Annotated in this window: 16 protein-coding genes; 12 read left to right on the top strand and 4 right to left on the bottom strand. The window is 56.5% G+C overall.

What is annotated here, in order from left to right:
* The first annotated feature begins 56 nt into the window (after positions 1–56).
* Positions 57–836, top strand: coding sequence for a crotonase/enoyl-CoA hydratase family protein (locus ACESMK_RS06260; protein ID WP_372996358.1), 780 nt, complete (start codon positions 57–59; stop codon positions 834–836).
* A 209-nt stretch (positions 837–1,045) separates the two neighbouring features.
* On the opposite strand, the gene ACESMK_RS06255 is transcribed toward ACESMK_RS06260, so the two are convergent.
* Positions 1,046–2,314 carry an alkane 1-monooxygenase gene (locus tag ACESMK_RS06255; RefSeq protein WP_372996356.1) on the bottom strand — a complete coding sequence of 423 codons (1,269 nt, stop codon included), beginning with the start codon at positions 2,312–2,314 and terminating at the stop codon, positions 1,046–1,048.
* A gap of 183 nt (positions 2,315–2,497) precedes the next feature.
* Here ACESMK_RS06255 and ACESMK_RS06250 point away from each other — a divergent pair, with 183 nt between their 5' ends.
* The 5 genes from ACESMK_RS06250 to ACESMK_RS06230 all read left to right on the top strand — a co-directional run bounded on the left by ACESMK_RS06250 (position 2,498) and on the right by ACESMK_RS06230 (position 7,649).
* Positions 2,498–2,749 (top strand): hypothetical protein, encoded by a 252-nt coding sequence (locus ACESMK_RS06250; RefSeq protein ID WP_372996354.1) that lies wholly within the window; start codon positions 2,498–2,500, stop codon positions 2,747–2,749.
* A gap of 91 nt (positions 2,750–2,840) precedes the next feature.
* Positions 2,841–3,137 (top strand): hypothetical protein, encoded by a 297-nt coding sequence (locus ACESMK_RS06245; RefSeq protein ID WP_372996352.1) that lies wholly within the window; start codon positions 2,841–2,843, stop codon positions 3,135–3,137.
* 187 nt (positions 3,138–3,324) lie between these two features.
* On the top strand, positions 3,325–5,355 hold the full coding sequence (locus ACESMK_RS06240) for a PhoX family protein (RefSeq protein WP_372996350.1): 2,031 nt from the start codon (positions 3,325–3,327) through the stop codon (positions 5,353–5,355).
* Positions 5,356–5,574: 219 nt separating this feature from the next.
* Entirely contained in the window at positions 5,575–7,215 is a 1,641-nt protein-coding gene (locus tag ACESMK_RS06235; RefSeq protein WP_372996348.1) for a methyl-accepting chemotaxis protein, read from the top strand.
* 68 nt (positions 7,216–7,283) lie between these two features.
* Positions 7,284–7,649 (top strand): DUF4870 family protein, encoded by a 366-nt coding sequence (locus tag ACESMK_RS06230; protein WP_372996346.1) that lies wholly within the window; start codon positions 7,284–7,286, stop codon positions 7,647–7,649.
* Between the two features lie 14 nt (positions 7,650–7,663).
* Here ACESMK_RS06230 and ACESMK_RS06225 read toward each other — a convergent pair whose 3' ends face one another.
* Positions 7,664–8,989: an MFS transporter gene (locus tag ACESMK_RS06225; RefSeq protein WP_372996344.1), complete on the bottom strand. Its 1,326-nt coding sequence runs from the start codon at positions 8,987–8,989 to the stop codon at positions 7,664–7,666.
* 136 nt (positions 8,990–9,125) lie between these two features.
* Here ACESMK_RS06225 and ACESMK_RS06220 point away from each other — a divergent pair, with 136 nt between their 5' ends.
* Genes ACESMK_RS06220 through ACESMK_RS06210 form a run of 3 tightly spaced genes read left to right on the top strand, consistent with a single transcriptional unit; the run spans position 9,126 to position 12,082 of the window.
* Positions 9,126–9,965, top strand: a complete 840-nt coding sequence (locus ACESMK_RS06220) for a 23S rRNA (adenine(2030)-N(6))-methyltransferase RlmJ (RefSeq protein WP_372996342.1) — start codon at positions 9,126–9,128, stop codon at positions 9,963–9,965.
* Between the two features lie 34 nt (positions 9,966–9,999).
* Entirely contained in the window at positions 10,000–11,268 is a 1,269-nt protein-coding gene (locus ACESMK_RS06215) for a hypothetical protein (RefSeq protein WP_372996340.1), read from the top strand.
* A gap of 10 nt (positions 11,269–11,278) precedes the next feature.
* Complete coding sequence (locus ACESMK_RS06210; RefSeq protein ID WP_372996338.1) at positions 11,279–12,082, top strand: mechanosensitive ion channel family protein; 804 nt, start codon at positions 11,279–11,281, stop codon at positions 12,080–12,082.
* Here ACESMK_RS06210 and dctP read toward each other — a convergent pair.
* Entirely contained in the window at positions 12,056–13,162 is a 1,107-nt protein-coding gene (gene dctP, locus ACESMK_RS06205; RefSeq protein ID WP_372996337.1) for a TRAP transporter substrate-binding protein DctP, read from the bottom strand. The genes ACESMK_RS06210 and dctP overlap by 27 nt on opposite strands.
* A gap of 156 nt (positions 13,163–13,318) precedes the next feature.
* On the bottom strand, positions 13,319–13,708 hold the full coding sequence (locus tag ACESMK_RS06200) for a DUF4168 domain-containing protein (RefSeq protein ID WP_372996335.1): 390 nt from the start codon (positions 13,706–13,708) through the stop codon (positions 13,319–13,321).
* Between the two features lie 238 nt (positions 13,709–13,946).
* On the opposite strand from ACESMK_RS06200, the gene ACESMK_RS06195 reads away from it, so the two are divergent.
* From ACESMK_RS06195 to ACESMK_RS06185, 3 genes are read left to right on the top strand one after another with little or no spacing between them, the layout of a single operon-like run.
* A complete protein-coding gene (locus ACESMK_RS06195; protein ID WP_372996333.1) occupies positions 13,947–15,422 on the top strand; it encodes an ATP-binding protein in 1,476 nt (491 codons plus the stop codon).
* Positions 15,419–16,804: a sigma-54-dependent transcriptional regulator gene (locus ACESMK_RS06190; protein ID WP_372996331.1), complete on the top strand. Its 1,386-nt coding sequence runs from the start codon at positions 15,419–15,421 to the stop codon at positions 16,802–16,804. The genes ACESMK_RS06195 and ACESMK_RS06190 overlap by 4 nt, the downstream gene beginning before the upstream one ends.
* Entirely contained in the window at positions 16,797–17,702 is a 906-nt protein-coding gene (locus tag ACESMK_RS06185; protein WP_372996329.1) for a DMT family transporter, read from the top strand. Before ACESMK_RS06190 ends, ACESMK_RS06185 begins: the two co-directional genes overlap by 8 nt.
* Positions 17,703–17,706 lie beyond the last annotated feature (4 nt).

Below are 17,706 nucleotides of genomic sequence, written 5' to 3'. Positions count from 1 at the left end.
CCCGGCCGATTGCGCCCCAGCCTGCAGACAAGAGAAATATATAAAAGGTGAGAGCTATGGCTCTGGTAAGTGTTGAAAAGAAAAACCACATTTTGCTGATCGCGCTGAACCGCCCGGAAAAAATGAACGCCATGAACCGCGAGATGTACCACCAGATCGCGGCTGCGTATTACCAGCTTGAGAACGACCCCGAACTACGGGTCGGGCTGATGTACGCCAAGGGCGACCACTTCACCAGCGGCCTGCAACTGGACGACTGGGCAGGCGTGTTTGCCAACGGCAAGGGCATCGAACCGGGTGAGGGCGAGCTGGACCCCTTCCACATTACGGGCCAGGCGCTGAGCAAACCCGTGGTCTTCGCCGCCCAGGGTATTTGCTTCACCTGCGGCGTTGAGATGATGCTCAACACCGACGTACGAGTTGCGGCGAAAGGCACTCGCTTCGCGCAACTGGAGGTAAAACGCGGCATCTTTGCCTGCGGCGGCGCCACCATTCGCTTGCAGCGTGAAATCGGCTGGGGCAATGCCCAGCGTTACCTGCTGACTGGCGATGAGTGGACCGCCGATCAGGCGTATCAGTGGGGGTTGATTCAGGAACTGGTGGAACCCGGCGAGCAATTCAACGTTGCGTTGGAAATCGCTGAGAAAATTGCAAAGGCTGCGCCATTGGGCGTCCAGGGCAGTCTTAAATCCTCAAAGATCGCTGTTAGCGAGGGACAGGAGACTGCGAAGCAGCGGTTGTTCCCGGAACTGCAGCCGGTCATGGCCAGCGAAGATGTCAAAGAGGGAATCCAATCTTTCCTGGAACGGCGGGAGGCAGTTTTTAAAGGTAAGTGACGACCTAGCCAGCAATCACTGGTTTCAGCGGTAAAAAGAAATCTGACTATATAGCCAGAATTCGGGGCAGCCGACCGGGGCCTTCCTTCCGGGAGTGTGAGCAGCAAGGATGCTGCGATCAAGCCCCCATGGATGGGTTCACGGCGTCTCCCGGAAGGAAGGCCCCGGTTGGCTGCATGCTCCATAACGTCAAGGCTGGGGGCAAGAATTCAGGCAGCCTCGGAATTCCCGGATTCGCGGCGAGCCTTCGCTTCAGCCGCTACCTCTGCAGCGTAGTCCGCATACTTGGCCATCAGTTCCTCCTTCCGATCCGGATCCCAGTTGATTTTGCTCAGATCCCCCTCGTAGTGATCAATCACCCGCTTATCCATGGTTTCATACCACCACTGGGGCAAATAGGCAGGCAACAGCATCGACGCATAACCGCCCGGCAACTGCGGTGCTTTCTCGAAGTGCCTCAGGGCCTGGAAGCTGCGCTGTGGGTGGGCGTGGTGGTCCGAATGCCGCTGCAATTGATAGAGGAACAGATTGGTCACAATATGATTGCTGTTCCAGCTGTGCTCCGGCTGGGTCCGCTCATACTTGCCATTTTTGTCCTTCTGACGCAGCAGGCCATAGTGCTCAATGTAATTCACACTCTCCAGCAGGCTCGCACCATACACCGCCTGTGCCGCCAGGAATGGCACCGCCCGTGGTCCACAAACCAGGGTGGTAGCCCCAAAAAAGCCCGCACTCATGGCCCAGCCCTGTAGTAGCTCATTGTCCAGACTCCAGAATCCCTTGCCTTTGCGCTCAAGCCTCGCCTTCTCGATCTTGATGGATGATTTGATACCTCCCAGCACCGTGCGCGGAAGGAATTTCCAGAAACTCTCACCCATACGGCTGCTGGCTGGGTCTTCCGGGGTTGCTACGCGCTTATGGTGGCCGAAGTTATGCTCAACGACAAAGTGGGTGTAGCCGGTGGGCGCCAGGGCTGCCATGGCCAGTAGTTTGTTCAGCTTGTTGGATTTGTGGCCCAGTTCATGGGCTGTATTGATGCCCACACCATTGATGGCGCCGACCGTCAGCGTCAGCCCGATCTTGTCGTCCAGGGGTGTGCTTTTGCGGCTGGCCAGCCAGGCACCCATGAAGGTCATGGCGTACTGGGTGGGAATAAACGCTTTCACGATCCGGTCGTAGTATTTGTCCTGTTCCAGTGTTTTCACCGCGGATTCCGGCGGGTTGCTCTGATCCTCGCCAATGGCACGGTCCAGGGCGGGGATAATGCCATGAACCAGCGCCGGACCGGTCCAGGCCAGGGCCTTCAGTTTTTTCGGGGCCAGGGCATAGCCGGTCAGGGCGGCGAGCCCGATTCCCGGCAGGGCTGGTCCGAGCAGCCACATATAGCGTTTTGGGTCTTTCCAGTTACCCGTGGCGTCTTTTTCGGTAGGTGAAGTGACCTTGTGTGATTGCAGATTGTCTGGGGTTTTGGCGTTCATTGTTTTCTCCCGTTCGATGCTCGTACCAGCAATTTATGTCGGACAATCTGGCAATGCAACGAACGTCAGTTCCCAGAGGGCACCTTGGCTCGAAATGACAAATAGCATTTCTTTGGCGGAAAACGGATTTCTGGGCCAGACTTGGGGAGACAAGAAGAGCTTGATCACAAGGAAGAATCAGCCATGCCCAACCCCTCGTCTGCCACCGCTTCTTATTCTGTTCAGGGTATGCTTCGTGAATACCTGTCTTCCGGCAGGCTTACGGAGGTGGTCTACCGCGACAGCGCCGGACAGATCTGTCTTGTTCATGATGTGATCCGCGATCTCTTCAGCCGTGCCGGGCAGGATTTCCTGCTGCTGGGTCGTGGCACCATGCTCCCGTTCGATCACATCATTACCATCGATGGTCAGTTGCTCTCTGACAGCGCCGGTTAACGAAAGGGTAATCGCCCGGTAATTGCCATGCAGCAGTCCCCGGCCGTACCCTGTGCGCGGTTGTAAATACTTACCAACAGAGGGATATGGTATGAACAAGCTCACACTGAGTGCGCTTTTGATGGTTTTGACACTGGGCCTGGTTGCCTGCAGCTCGGAGGAAGACGAGGGGGCTGACTTCGAACAGGCTGGTGAAAACGCCGGAGAAATGATGGAAGAGGCGGGTGATTCAGCCGAAGAAACCTACGAGGAAGCTACCGGTCAGGACGAGGGAACACTCGGAGAACTGGAAGAAGGCGCTGAAAACGCCGCTGATGAAATGGGCGACGCCGCCGAGGAAGCCGGGGATTCCATCGAAGAAGGCTATGACGACGCCACTCAGCAGTAATCGAGTGGTCTGATAAGCCTGACGCATGCGTCATGAGCGCCTTTTGGGGCGACCGGCTCTCCGCCGGTCGCCTTTGTAAAAAAATGTTAACGGATTTGTCTTGTAAACAAACGCTTGCTGTCATATTTGCCCCCGAAACTGACCTCTCAACAACATCGACCCGCTGTTCTTTGAGAGAGGCAATAACATGGCAAAGCATGACCTTGATCCCAATTACCTGGATCCCAACTACGAGCCGGTAGTTAACTTTTCCGACAACACGCCTTTTCACGAGATTCTCGCTGCCCGTATGCAGCGTCGCACTGTGATGAAAGGCAGTGTTGGTGCTGCTTTGGCCAGCATCATGGGTGTTGGCCTTGCCGGTTGTGGCAGCGATAGCAGCAGCTCAGGAACCACCACTGGTGGCAGCTCCGCGTCAACGGATCTGGGCTTTAAGGCCATTCCCGTTTCCAGTGAAAATACGGTCGTGGTTCCGGAGGGATACAGCTCCGAGGCCTTCCTGCCCTGGGGGACCCCGATTACCGGTTCCTACCCTGATTACCGCGCCGACGGCACGAATACCGGTGCCGACCAGGAACAGCAGGTGGGTATGCATCACGACGGTATGCACTTCTTCCCGATTGATCTCAGGAGCGGCGGCAATTCCTCTGACGAGGGGCTCCTGGTAATGAACCATGAGTACATTGATCAGCGCGCACTGCATGCCAATGGGCCTACCCGCGCAGAGGATAACAACGGGGTTCGTCCGGCCGATGAAGTTCGCAAGGAGATCGCAGCCCACGGTGTGTCTATCGTGCACATTAAAAAGGGCAGTGAAGGCAAATGGGACGTTGTTTTTGGCAGCCCCTACAATCGCCGTATCACCGGTGGCACACCCATGGATATCCGTGGTCCGGTACGTGGGTACAGCAAGCTGGTAACGCCATACAGCCTGAGTGCTACTGAAACCCGTGGCACCTTGAACAACTGTGCCATGGGCCCGACTCCCTGGGGCACCTACCTGACAGCCGAGGAAAACTGGCACGGCTATTTCGCCACCAGCGCGGAAGATCGTCCCCGTGAATACGTCCGTCACGGTGTCAATGGCAGCTCCCGCTATGACTGGGAACTGGCGGATAGCGGCCTTGACCAGTATGTTCGTTTCGATGTCACGCCCAGGGACGGTGGTTCTGCGCAGACTGACTACCGCAACGAAGCCAACACCTTCGGCTACATGGTTGAGATCGATCCGTTCGCACCTGAAAGCAAGCCACAAAAGCGCACTGCACTCGGTCGCTTTGGTCATGAGGGCGTGATCTTCGCGCCCGCAAAAGAGGGGGAGCCTGTGGTTTGCTACTCAGGGGATGATTCACGATTCGAGTACATCTACAAATTTGTTTCGGCGCAGCCCTATCAGGCAGCAACAGCAAATGGCACTCTTTTGGAAGAGGGTACTCTGTACGTAGCCAGGTTCAACGACGATGGTACCGGCGACTGGCTTGCGTTGTCCCTCGATGATGCCGAGTTTGCCGCCAAAGTGGCTGCAGCGGAAGGCACTGAGGTAGGGCGCAGCAACATCCTGTTTGATGGGTTTGAAAACCAGGCAGATGTTATTCTCAACACTCGCCTTGCTGCTGACATCGCTGGTGCAACGCCGATGGATCGTCCGGAGTGGGGCGCTGTCGATCCGAACTCCAGCCAGGTCTATTTCACATTGACGAACAACAGCCAGCGGACAGAAGAGCAGACCAATGCCGCGAACCCCATTGCCGAGAACCGGACCGGTCACATCATCCGCTGGAGCGAAGACGGGGGTGATCAGGCAGCGACGAGCTTCGAGTGGGATATCTTCGTGTTCGGCGGCGAAGAGGGCACCGAAACGGTGGTTGACGATGAAGTGGTTGTGTCGCTGACTGACGACAATATCTTCAGCAGCCCTGACGGCCTGTGGTTTGACTACAACGGTCGCCTGTGGATTCAGACCGATAACGGTTACAAGAAGGAGACGTTCGGCAACGACATGATGCTGGCAGCCAACCCGGAGACACGCGAAATCAGGCGTTTCTTTGTGGGCCCGGTGGGATGTGAAGTGACTGGTGTAGTCACCACGCCTGACAGCAAAACGATGTTTGTGAACATACAACACCCGGGTGGTAATTGGCCGAATGCCAGTGAAGATCGTCCCCGCAGCGCCACAGTGGTGGTAACTCGCGACGACAGCGGCGTAATTGGCGCCTGATCTGACGTCAGTTTAGCCATCGCAACACCGCAAACCCGGCTCACTTGGTAACAGAGTGAGTCGGGTTTGCGGTTTTTTGTTTCAGAAACGCGTTTTCCCGCCGATATGCCTATTAAATACACTAAAGTATGAGTTATTAACTCACGTCAATTCTTTAGTCTCCACGATGGCCTTGAATAACAAAATGTTTGCAGAAGCAACGAAAAAGATGAGGTTTCTATGGGGTTACTGGATCGGACTTCAGTTCTTTGGGGGGTGGCGGTTGCCGTTGTTCTTGCGGTCGTCTGTGCAGTGGTGGCGCCTTTGTTAGGTCTGGAGCCAGCGTCGATTCTGATCGGACTTGTGGTCGGCCTGGTGGCTGCTGGCGGTTTTCTGATCGTGCGAGTGCTGGAGCCCACAGAGCGGGGGCTCAAGTCCCTGAATGACGGCACCCTGGCCGACGATCATCCATTGCAGGCCCAGTGCCGCCAACTACTCGCCGACGCCAGGGCAGGACGCGCCCTGGTGGAAACCCTGTCCGGTAGCGCCGACAAGAATGCCATCTCCGCTGCCCAGGTGTCTTTCGCCGCTGACCAGTTGAAGCTCCGGCTGGATCGACAGGTTGAGGAAACCGCCCAGATGGCCGATTACGCAGGCCAGATTACCGAGACCGTCCGGGAATCTTCGGAACAGGCAACGGATGCGGCCACTATGGCACTGCAGAACAAGCAGGTCAGTACTGAGGGGCGTGAGGCGCTGATCTCCGCGATCGACAGTGTACGGACGGTGCATCAGCAGTCCGGGGAAAACCTCCGGCTGATCCAGGAACTGAACGAGAAATCGAACAAGATCCAGGGCGTGACCACCACCATTCAGGGCATTGCCGAGCAGACCAACCTGCTTGCCCTCAATGCGGCCATTGAGGCGGCCCGGGCCGGCGATCAGGGGCGCGGGTTTGCGGTCGTGGCTGATGAAGTCCGCCAGCTGGCTGGTCGAACTGCTCAGGCGACCGGGGAAGTGGCGGAAACCTTGGAGGAAATTCGGTCCGACACCACACTGATTGTGTCCCGCATTGAAGACCTTGCCCGTAGCATTGAAGAGGGACTGACGTCGGTGGAAAGTGTTGGCGAGCGGCTGGAACAGATCAGCGATCAGTCAGAACGGGTGCAGCAGCAGGTCGCCCGGATCGCCGAAATCGACCAGAACAACGAGCAGAGTCTGGCCCAGGTTTTCTCCGCAATTGAAACGGTGCGCGACCAGATTTCCGAGAGCGATACCAGCGTTTCATCGCTTGCAGAGCAGGCGGCCACACTGATGGAACTGGCGGAAAAAGCCAATGCCTCATTCGCATTGAACAGCGAAGCCAGCTACCACCGGCCGTTCTTCGATCAGGCCAGAGCGGGTGCTGACCAGATTGGCCAGATGTTCGAACAGGCGATCCGCGATGGCAAGCTGTCCGAAAGCGCGTTGTTCGACAAGACCCGAACCCCCGTCCCGAATACCCACCCCCCGAAGTACTCGAGCAGTTTTGACAAGTTCACCGACCAGTACCTGCCGGCTATCCAGGAGCAGGTGAAAAACGCCCATGAGGCCATTGTCTTCGCCATTGCTGCAGCGCCAGATGGGTATGTGCCCACGCACAACCGGGATTTTGCCCATGCGCCGACCGGAGATCCAAAGGTGGATCTGGTCAAGAGCCGAAGCAAGCGGCTGTTCAACGACCGGACGGGTATCCGTTGCGGCACGCACACCGAGAACATGCTGCTGCAAACCTATCGTCGGGATACGGGTGAAATCATGCACGACCTTTCCGTTCCCATCTATGTGAATGGAAAGCACTGGGGCGGTTTCCGTCTTGGCTATCGTCCGGACAATCACTGACCAGTTCGCAATTTCCGGCCAGAAAGGCTGTGGTAGACTCCGGTTAATTGTTGAATAGGAGGCGTCTCTTGGCTGAACCGGAGTTTATTCCTGCTGACCCGGATCCGGCATCCCGTCGCTCAGACCCGGCCCGTAACCTCGCTGTCGTGGTCTACATCCTTCAGGCCTTGTCGTTTTTTGTTGGAGGCATCACGGGTCTGGCGGGTGTCATTATCAATTACGTCAAACTGGACGATGTGCGGAACACCTGGGTGGAGCGGCACTTTCGCTGGCAGATTCGTACCTTCTGGATAGGCCTGCTCTGGACCGTGATTGGTATAGTGACCACGCCTATTATCATCGGGTGGTTCATTATCCTTGGTATTTCCATCTGGATAATCTACCGGATCGTGAAAGGCGCCCTGGCCTTGAATGATGGTAAGGCGCCTTCCTGATCGGATGCCTGTGATCAGTCTTCGGTGACCTCTTTGAGCCGCATGGCACTGAACATTCCCGCCAGCCCCATCAGGCCCAGTACGATGATCACCGCCACGTTCGAAATCATTGATACAAGCGCAGTGAGACCGCCGGTGACAAGCAGCAGGACACCAATAACGGTGTTGCTTACGGCGGTATAATCGGTCCGTTTGTTGCCTCCCGCCATATCCACCAGGTAGGTTTTACGTCCGAGCCTCACACCGGCATGGGCAATACTGAGCACGAAAAAGGCAATCGGATAGAACCAGACACTGCCGATATCGGTTCCGACAAAGAGGGCGGTAAATCCGACGACCAGGCACACGCCGCTGGCCATGGCGGCACCGCGTATCATGACCCTCCTGCTGGACGTGTCCGCAGCCCACCCCCAGAAGCTCGCACTGACTGAGCTGGCGAGACTGCTGGCCAGCAGGAAGATACCCAGCATCCAGCCAATGTCGGATTCTTTCTGCGCCAGCACGACAAAATAGGGCGAAGCCAGTGCCGAGCAGAGCAAAAGTGCCCGGGTGATCACAAAGTTCCGGAAGGGCGCGTCGTCGCGGAGCAGGGAAAGGCTCCGGAAGGCCTCGTTGATGGCGTTGCCACCACCGCCGGTTTCGCCGTCGTATTCTTCCACGCCCGCAAACAGAAAGCCGGCAATGACCCAGAGCACACCGGCCAGAAGCAGGAGCACCGTGTAAAAGGCAATTGTCGGGTCGCCGCGTTCCCAGAACAGCAGAGCGGTAAGAACGACAGTGGCAGTGCCGCCAATGGTGGAGGCAAGCCCTCCGAGCCTGCCTCGCCGGGTTTTTGGAATGCATTTGCCCTGAACGTCCTTCATGGATACCGAGCAGAATCCCCTGGCTAATGAGAACGCGATCAGAGCAACAATGATTCCCGAGCCTGCGGCGTACCCCTCAAGAAACCAGACGCTTGCAGCCATAGCCACCACGCTGGCAGCCTGTCCCAAGCTTCCCAGGGTCCAGAACCATTTTCGAACAGGTTTACGGCGCACCCAGGCCGCAATCACCATTTGGGGTACCAGTGAGCCGGATTCCCGGATAGGCACCAGCCAGGCCACCAGGGCAGGCGCTCCAATGGCGCTCATCAACCAGGCGAGGACGGTCTTGGGACTGATCAGCAGGTCTCCGAGCTTGGTCAGCACATTGGCAGCCAGGATGAGAAAGAAGTTGCGGGGTACCTCGCGACAGGCCTCGTCTGGAATATCTTTACAGACTCGCGCGTCTTCTTCGTTGGCTATCAGGCTGTAAAGCTGGTCTACGGTATCTCGTTTTGATGCAGGTTCTTGATTGGACAAGCGTCGTCCTCCGGAAAATGGTCGCCAGAGCATACCAGCAGAATCTGTCGGGCTTAAACACCGGGTACGGGAAGGGTGACAATGCAGACCATCCTGCGGCTTAATAGTCGCCAGTTTTCAACGAACAGGAAGCCCAATGCTGAGCTATTTACACGCTTTCCACGCCGGTAACTTTGCGGATGTACAGAAACACGCTGCTTTGGCCCTTGTCCTCGCCATGATGCAGGCGAAGAAATCAGGCATTGCGTGTTTCGATACCCACGCCGGCAGCGCCATTTATGATTTGCGTAGCGAGCGGGCGCAGAAAACGGGGGAAGCCGAGCACGGCATCCAGAAACTCTGGCGCATCAAAGAGCGTCTCGGGGCAGGGGACTGGAAGCCGGTTCTTGATGTGCTCTCGGGATTGAATGCCGGGCCTGGCGCGCTTTCCGTTTACCCGGGATCCCCGGTGTGGTTCCGGCATTTTCTGCGTTCCGTTGATGCTCTGACCCTGTTCGAACTTCACCCTTCAGAAAGTGATGAGTTGGCGGGCTGGGCATCTTCGGCACCCGTTCGAGTGCTCAGGCAGGATGGTCTGACGGGCTTGCTCCGGCAGTTGCCCCCCAGCCAGCCGCGGCTGCTGGTGCTGATAGATCCGTCTTACGAGATTAAATCGGATTACCCCGATGTTGCAGCAACCCTGGAAAAAGCATGGCAAAAGTGCCGGCATGGGGTCTATCTTGTCTGGTATCCCATACTCACCAGCGGCCTGCAAGAGCGGTTGAAAGACGCTGTGAGGAGCACGGCCGTCCGTAAAGTGCTGTGTAGTGAAGTGCATCTGCGTAAGCCACCGGAAAGGGGAATGATTGGCTCGGGCCTGCTGGTCATTAATCCGCCCTGGGGGTTTGATGCCCGGTTGTCTGTGATGATGGAGGATATTGCCGGCCAGGATGCCCTGAATCTGTCTCACGAGGTTGTTTGGTTGGTGCCTGAATAGCCTGGCCGTTTGGCGGTCCGAAGGAGCGAACTGATTGACGAAGAATCCGGTTCCGAATATTGAAGCTACTTGCCCGCAGGGTAGCCTTATTCCTGTGGATGAATGGAAACTGCCCGAAACGTCTGTCAGACGCTCGCTGAAAGACGCCTTCCGTCATATTCTGGCGCAGATTCGTGCGGGTGTGGCCCGCGAAGATGAGACCTTCAAAAGCCTTGACAACCTTCCTGAACTGGCCCGGTCCGAGTTGCAAAGTCTGGCGCCTCAGCCGGATGCTCGGGTGCTGGCAACCTCGTTATCGAGGGAGCTGGACGCCAGTCGCTCGGTGGCGCTATCCAGCAGGAATGTGATTTTTCTTGTGGCTCCGCCGTTTTCAGGAGTGCGGTCAGCCCTTGAGAATTTTCCGCAGCTCAGGCGGGACAAAGACGCTGATGCAGTCCCCTGGACGCGGATTCTGCCTCCCGAGAACGTGTTGCTTGACGAACAGGGTGCCCGTGATTGGTGGGACAGGCAGGATCTTTCCCGGCCCTGGGTCATTCCGGAATTGGCTGATTTCTGGCTTCGCCATTTGTCCGGCCTGGCGCTTATTCATGAATTGCTTCGCCGCGTGTCTGCCGGTGGTCTGGCCCGTGGTCTCATCGGTTGTTCCAGTTGGTGCTGGCAATTCTGGTCGTCCTACTTCGAGGGCGCCCATCTGGCGCCGCTGACTCCAGCGCCAATGACGGCTGCCATGCTGGGAGACTGGTTTCAGTCCCTTGCTTCCGGCAATGGCGAACACGGAGTGATCGCACGAATGGCTGACGATGGCCTCTATGTGTTGCCGATGGTGGATCAGCTAGATGGAAAAAAACGAAAGTACAGCGGGTTTCTCAGGGATCTGGCGTCCGTTGCACGGGGAAATCCGGGGGTTGCGTTCGCAATCTGGCAGCAGTCGCTCAGAGCGAGCCCCGAGGAAAAACCGGAAACGGTAAAATTCGCGGAAGCACCTGCTGAAGGCAGGGGAAGTGCCCGCTGCTGGGTTGTTCCGTTTGACCAGTTGAGCCTGCCTGTTGTTCCGCAAATTCAGGGCGACAGTATTGGCCTTGTGCTGCATGCATTGCTTCTGCATGACGGACTTGATGCCTCGTTGCTCGCACTGGCGACCGGGATCCCGGAGCCAGAGCTGGGTTTTGTGCTGGCCAGGCTGGCCCGCTCAGACCTGATTGAGCGGGCGGATGCTGACAATTGCTGGAAAGTCACCGCGTTCGGTTACCCTTCTATCCGGAGACATCTGGATGGCTGGGGCTATCCGGTGGACAGCTTTTAGGAGGTGAATCATGGGTGATCTTGGTATCAAGGAAGCATTTTCAGCCATTACCTCCACGGCATTGCTGGAGGCGCTGGTTGTCGTAGTTCTGGCGACCGGACTGACCATCGTTATTCAGAAACTGTTTCCAAGAATCGCAATGAAGCTCAGTGGCAAACTCCGGTTTTACGTGCTCGCATCGGTACCGTTGCTTCGCCTGGTCATTATCGTGGTGACCATCATAGTGGTGGTGCGGATCCTTGTGGAACCATCGTTCGAGAACATGGTGGCCATCTTTGGTGCGCTGGGCCTGGCGCTCGGTTTTGCCTTCAAGGACTATGCAAATAGTCTGATCGCCGGCATCGTTACGCTCTATGAGATGCCGTACCGGCCGGGTGACTGGATAGAAGTAGACGGAAAATACGGGGAAGTGCGTTCGATCGGTACGCGTGCCGCGGAGCTTGTGACGCCGGATGATACCGTAGTGGTCATCCCTCACAACAAGCTCTGGGCGTCATTGATTGCCAATGGTAACGATGGCACAGATAACCTGATGTGTGTGGCTGAATTTAATCTTGAGCCCCACCACGATGTCGGCCGTGTCATGGATCTGCTGCGGGATGTGGCCTTTACCTGCCCTCGAACCCGGACATACCGCCCCGTGGTGGTCGTAGTGTCCAATAACCCCTGGGGGATGTGTTACCGCGTGAAGGCGTATCCGGTCGATCTGAAGGATCAGTTCCGGTTTATTTCCGAACTGACCGCCCGGGGCGCAAGTGCCCTGGCAGTTGAGGGCGTTGGCTTTGTTTCAGTCCCCGTTGCCGGAATCCGCTGATGTCCGGCTTTCCGTCTCAAGCTCCTCAATCAGCTGCTGCAGATTTTCCATGATTCGCTGCCCGCTTTCTCCGGTGCGTTCCAGGTAGAGGTCGTGCACCGGCCTGCTGGCCCTCCGGAAAGCCTCTCGCTCTTCATCGGTAAGTTGAACGACGCTGAGGTGCGCTTCTTCCAACATTGTCTGGAGCCGGGTCTGGTTGAGCTCCTCCTGGGTTTTCCATGCGATGTCAGCGACATCTTCAAGGGACTCACCCAGCCATTGTTTCTGGTTTTCGGGCAACGCGTCGTACCACTCAAGGTTTGAGATTACCGAGGACACAAACTGTGCGTGTCGGGCAATGGTCAGCGTGCTCTGAACTTCATAGAAATCCATCTCTTCAATGGCAAAGATTGGATTGCTCTGGCCATCAATTTTCTGGAGCTGGAGATCGCTATAAACCTGGGAGTATGGGATCTGACTGGGCTGTGCTCCGTACGCACGATAGCTTTCTTCGGCCATGTCTGATGTCATGGTTCTTATCCGCAATCCCTGAAAATCGTCTGGTGTGCGAAGCGCTTTATTGGCGGTCCATGCCATCCAGCCCTCGGGAACAAACCCCAGCAATTTCAAAGAGTGCTGTGCATAGGGTTGCTCGAACAGGTTGAGCAGGTTCGGGCTCGCGAGCAGTCGCCGTGTGATGTCGGCATCTTCGGGCATAACAAAATGCAGGGTAAAGAGGCCAATCTCTGGCACGGTGTTGGCCAGGTGGCCGGGGGAGGCGAACGCGAGGTTTACGGACCCATTTCGGACCAATTCCGTAAGCTGGCTGGACGTTCCCAGTGAGCCATAGGGAAAAATATCCATCTCGATCTTGCCATCGGATCGCTCTTCAATGCGTTCTTTCAGGGCTTCGGCATAGGCATGCTGGACGCTACCCTCGATTTCTTCCAGGGCGAAACGCCAGGTGACGGGATATTCGGGCGCTTCCGGCGCATCGGTGGTGCTGTCCCCGTTGCCGGTATTCTGGCCGTCTGAACAACCGGTCAGTGCCAAGATCAGGGCGGCCCACAGAGGCCACAACCTGAAGCGGAAGTTTCGCATCACGGGAACTCCAGATTACTGAATCCTTTTCGGTTAACAGCTACAAGGTACCACAAGAAACCTGAAGGTAAGGAATGTTGCCTGGTTACGTAAAAAAGCCCCGCTGGTTCCAGCGGGGCAAAACTGACGAACGGATTGTCGAGCGCTGACGCTCGTTTACATCATGGAGTCAATGCGGTCACGAACCTCTGGTTCGCTGCTGTAAGCAGTGGCGATCGCATTGTAGGTGGGAATGTCGATCCCTTCGGATTCAATGATTTCCACCATTTCGTCATTTGCTTCCATCTGCAGTTCCTGGGCTTTCTGCTGGGAGTCTGCAGATTCAATTTTCTCAATGTACTCCTCGCGTACTTCTTTAATGCCGGATTGCGCAGACACAAACTGCTTGAGCTCGGAATCGCTGAAGTTTGTGTCCTGGGCGCCTGAAGTCGCCGGGTTCGAATACTCTTCGGAGGATCCTGAGTTCTGTTGGCTTTCCTGGGCCAGCGCAGGACCTGCAGCCAGAAGTGCGAGGGAAGCGGTGAGGGATACGAGAAGCTTGTTCATGAAAACTCTCCTTCAGGTTGATGATTGCCGGAGAAGTGATACCGGCAGAACTTTGGAACGAAGTTCGTGTCGCTCGTACCCTGAAACTAAACAAAGTGCGTGCCAGGATTTAAAAAATAAAAAAATAGTTTAAAAACAGTGAGTTAAATATATCTCGGCATTAAATTCCAGTAACGGAGGTTGAGGCGAAAAGTCACATGTGGCATTTGTGTGTGACATTTTTGTTCTGGAGCACTTCATGAAGGCTTCTCTGATAGCTGCCGGCCGTTTCTTTCATTCGCTCCGGCTAACGCTCCTGGTCAGCATTGTTGTTCCTTTGTTGGCCATCAGTGGAATAGCCATTTACGTCGGACTCAGTGCGGTGGAAAAGGCGTTGAATGAACGCCTGATGGAAGACCTTGAGTTGGTCACCAGGGCGGTTAGCGGGCCACTGTCACGGGCCATGCAGGAGCAGGATGAATTGGTTATGGGAGAATCCCTGAAGTCGCTCTTCCGTATCGGCCGGATTTCAGGGGCCTCGGTTTTCGATGAGAGTGGTGCCAGAGTGGCGAGCCTGGGTGTGGCTGACAGTGATGTTGCCAACAGTGCGAGCGCGGAGCAGGTCATTGCCAGCGGTGAGTTGGGTGGTGCGTTCAGGAGGGTCGATGGGGAATCGGTTTTTTCCCAGTTTACCCCGCTGACCACCGAAGATGGTCGTATTCAGGGATTGTTGCAGGTCACACGTCAACGAAGTGATTTTCACGATCTTGTTGCCTCCAGCCGCCTTTGGGCCGTGTCAATCTGGTCGATACTGGCCGTGACCGTCATTCTGGTCGTGATTCTCGGACACTATGGGGCCGTGGGCCGCCACGTTAGCGGACTGCTCCAGACCATGGCGAGCCTGGCACCGGGGCGTTGGCGAGTGACCGCTTCGCCTTCCGGCCCTCGGGAGTTGCAGCAGATTCATGCTGGTCTCCGTGACATGGGTGAGCGCATGGCGCTCGCCGAAGAAGAGATTGAAGCGCGCATTGCGAATGAACTGGAAATGGCAGAGCGGCTAGAGTACCAGGAAAAAATGGCAATGATCGGGCGGGTTGCGGGCGGCGTTGCTCACGAGCTCGGCGCGCCGCTGAATGTTGTTCAGGGGCGCGCCCGAATTCTTCAGCGAGAGGAATTGCCGGTAGAGCAGCGCCGCCATCTGACAGATATCGAATCCCAGGTTGAGCGGATGACAAGGATCATCCAGCAACTGCTTGATTGTTTCCGCCATGTGCCGGATTCACGGAGGCCGGTCCAACTCCCAACGGTGCTGAGGGAGGTCATTGAGCGCGTCCGGGAAGATGACCGGTGCACGGAAAAGGTGGTGGTTGGCGAAGGTCTGGATACGGAGGCCGTCATCCAGGCGGAACCGGTCAGGCTCGAGCTTGCGTGCCTGAATGTTGTCCGCAATGCCTGCCAGGCTGCACAGGGGGAAGTCAGGCTGTCACTGCACGTCGGCGAAACAGAATGTGAGGTTCGTGTCGATGATGATGGCCCGGGCATTGAAGAATCCCAGCGAGAATCGGTATTTGAGCCTTTTTACAGTACCCGTCCGGCGGGAGAAGGAACCGGGCTTGGTCTGGCCGTGGTCAGCAGCGTTCTGAAAGAGCATGGGGGGAGAATCGAAGTGACTGACAGTGAATCAGGCGGCTGCAGAATGAGGCTGTTCTGGCCGATCGGGAGTGGTAACCAATGAAACAGCCCGGGCCCAGAATTCTGTTGGTCGAAGACGATGCCAGTCTGAGCCTGCTTTTGGCGGAAGAGCTGGAGCTTGATGGTTATCAGGTTGTACGGGCGGGGAGTGTTCAGGAGGGATGTGCACTGGCCGCCGAAGACATTCCGGACCTCGTGGTCTCGGATCTTCGCTTGCCGGATGGTGATGGCCTGGAGGTTCTGAAATCTCTTCAGGCTCAGGGGCATAGTCTGCCGTTCATGATCATAACCGCTTTCGGGACTGTGGATCAGGCGGTCGACGCCCTCAAGGCGGGGGCGGATGATTTTCTCACCAAACCGCTTTCCACTGACCATCTGAGGCTGAAGATACGGCGCCTGTTGGCCCAGGCAGACCTCAGCAGGCAGCTTGCCCTGTTGCGCTCGGCAGATGGCAATGACGGCTCCTTGGGGTTGGTGGGTGAAAGCGGGGCCATGTCGAAACTCCGGTCTGAAATTCGCCAGGTTGCGAGGAGTCATGCGGCCGTTCTGATTAATGGCGAGAGTGGCACCGGCAAGGAGTTGGTGGCCAGGGCGATCCACCGGGAGAGTGATCGACGGGAAAAGCCGTTTCTCGCTGTAAACTGTGCCGGAATACCCAGTGATCTCATGGAAAGTGAGTTCTTTGGTCATGAGGCGGGAGCCTTTACCGGGGCCAGGCAGTCGCGGAAGGGACTTTTCGCCGAAGCGGACGGAGGCACTCTTCTGCTGGACGAAATAGGTGAGATGCCCCTGGCGCTACAGGCCAAGTTGCTCAGGGTGCTTCAGGAGGGGTGTGTCAAACCCGTGGGTTCTGATCAGGAGGAATCCGTCGATGTTCGAATCATTGCCTCCACCCATGTTGACCTTCAACAGGCCGTAATTGAGGGCAGCTTTCGCGAAGATCTGTATTATCGCCTCGAAACCCTGAGTTTGAAGGTTCCTCCCCTTCGGGACCGTGACGACGACGTGGATCTGTTGGCAATGCATTTCCTGCGTGAGGCCGCAGGACGTCATGGCCGTGGCTTCATGAAGTTGAGTGAAGTTGCTTTGAGGACGCTATTGGATTATCCGTTTCCGGGTAATGTCCGTGAGCTTTCCAGCGCCATTGAGCGGGCGGTGACCTTCTGTGAGGGCGATACGATACAGCCAGACCATCTCCCGGACCGGATACGAAAACGCCAGGTTGATGTTGCTGGCCAGTCCCCATCGCGTCATAGCGACAATGTATCGGAGTGGCCAACCTTGGAAAAATTGCAACAGGATTACGTGAGACAGGTAATGAAAGCCGTAGATGGAAACAAGCGCCGCGCCGCGCAGATTCTGGGAATCAATCGTCGCACCCTTTATCGATGGAATGATTCCTGGCAGGAGACGGGGAATGACTAATCAGAAACAGGCGATGCTCTATGGCCTCGGCACCGTGCTGTTGTGGTCCACGGTGGCCACTGCGTTCAAACTTTCCCTCAGGGAGCTGGCTCCGGTTCAGATGCTGTTGATTGCCTGCAGCGCATCGGTGGTTGTCATGGCCATTATCCTGATGCTGCAGGGTCGGTGGCATCTGGTGTTTTCACTCAGTCGCAAACAGTATGCGCAGTCCTTTGGCATGGGGCTGATCAACCCCTGCCTGTATTATTTCTTGCTGTTCGGCGCCTTTGACCGGCTGCCGGCCCAGGAAGCGCAACCGCTGAACTACACCTGGGCCCTGGTGCTGGCCTACATGTCGGTTCCGTTTCTTGGGCATCGGCTGCGCAAGCTGGATATTGTCGCGGGCCTGATCTGCTATGCCGGGGTGGTGGTGATTGCCACCCGGGGGGCTGTTACCTCCCTGAGCTTCGAGGATCCGCTCGGCGTATCTCTCGCCCTGGGCAGTACGGTGGTCTGGGCGTCCTACTGGATTATTGCCACCCGGGATACCCGTGACCCGGTGGTTGGCCTGTTCCTGAATTTCCTGTGCGGGCTGCCGGTGATTCTGCTGATTTGCTGGTGGACGGAAGGCCTTGAATTTGCCACCGGAACGTCCCTCATCGCTGCGGTTTATGTCGGTGTGTTTGAGATGGGCATTGCGTTTGTGCTGTGGTCCTATGCCATGAAGAAGGCGGAGAACACATCGAAGGTGAGCAATCTGATTTTTATCTCGCCGTTCCTTTCCCTGGTGTTCATCTATTTTATTCTGGGCGAGCATATCCTGCCTTCCACCTACATCGGGTTGGTCCTGATCATGATGGGGCTGTGGATCCAGCAGAAAAAATTGAAGGTTCGGGAGGAGGCCCTGAACCTTGGCTAGCTGG

The organism is Marinobacter sp., from assembly GCF_041687235.1.
Taxonomy (GTDB): Bacteria; Pseudomonadota; Gammaproteobacteria; order Pseudomonadales; family Oleiphilaceae; genus Marinobacter.
Note: the sequence above shows the minus strand (reverse complement) of the source record. Positions and strands in the feature narration are given on the sequence as shown.

Bases quoted from the DNA above. Each gene is read 5' to 3' on its own strand.
- ACESMK_RS06260 (WP_372996358.1), top strand. From the start codon at position 57: ATGGCTCTGGTAAGTGTTGAAAAGAAAAACCACATTTTGCTGATCGCG.
- ACESMK_RS06255 (WP_372996356.1), bottom strand. From the start codon at position 2,314: ATGAACGCCAAAACCCCAGACAATCTGCAATCACACAAGGTCACTTCA.
- ACESMK_RS06250 (WP_372996354.1), top strand. From the start codon at position 2,498: ATGCCCAACCCCTCGTCTGCCACCGCTTCTTATTCTGTTCAGGGTATG.
- ACESMK_RS06245 (WP_372996352.1), top strand. From the start codon at position 2,841: ATGAACAAGCTCACACTGAGTGCGCTTTTGATGGTTTTGACACTGGGC.
- ACESMK_RS06240 (WP_372996350.1), top strand. From the start codon at position 3,325: ATGGCAAAGCATGACCTTGATCCCAATTACCTGGATCCCAACTACGAG.
- ACESMK_RS06235 (WP_372996348.1), top strand. From the start codon at position 5,575: ATGGGGTTACTGGATCGGACTTCAGTTCTTTGGGGGGTGGCGGTTGCC.
- ACESMK_RS06220 (WP_372996342.1), top strand. From the start codon at position 9,126: ATGCTGAGCTATTTACACGCTTTCCACGCCGGTAACTTTGCGGATGTA.
- ACESMK_RS06210 (WP_372996338.1), top strand. From the start codon at position 11,279: ATGGGTGATCTTGGTATCAAGGAAGCATTTTCAGCCATTACCTCCACG.
- dctP (WP_372996337.1), bottom strand. From the start codon at position 13,162: ATGCGAAACTTCCGCTTCAGGTTGTGGCCTCTGTGGGCCGCCCTGATC.
- ACESMK_RS06200 (WP_372996335.1), bottom strand. From the start codon at position 13,708: ATGAACAAGCTTCTCGTATCCCTCACCGCTTCCCTCGCACTTCTGGCT.
- ACESMK_RS06195 (WP_372996333.1), top strand. From the start codon at position 13,947: ATGAAGGCTTCTCTGATAGCTGCCGGCCGTTTCTTTCATTCGCTCCGG.
- ACESMK_RS06190 (WP_372996331.1), top strand. From the start codon at position 15,419: ATGAAACAGCCCGGGCCCAGAATTCTGTTGGTCGAAGACGATGCCAGT.
- ACESMK_RS06185 (WP_372996329.1), top strand. From the start codon at position 16,797: ATGACTAATCAGAAACAGGCGATGCTCTATGGCCTCGGCACCGTGCTG.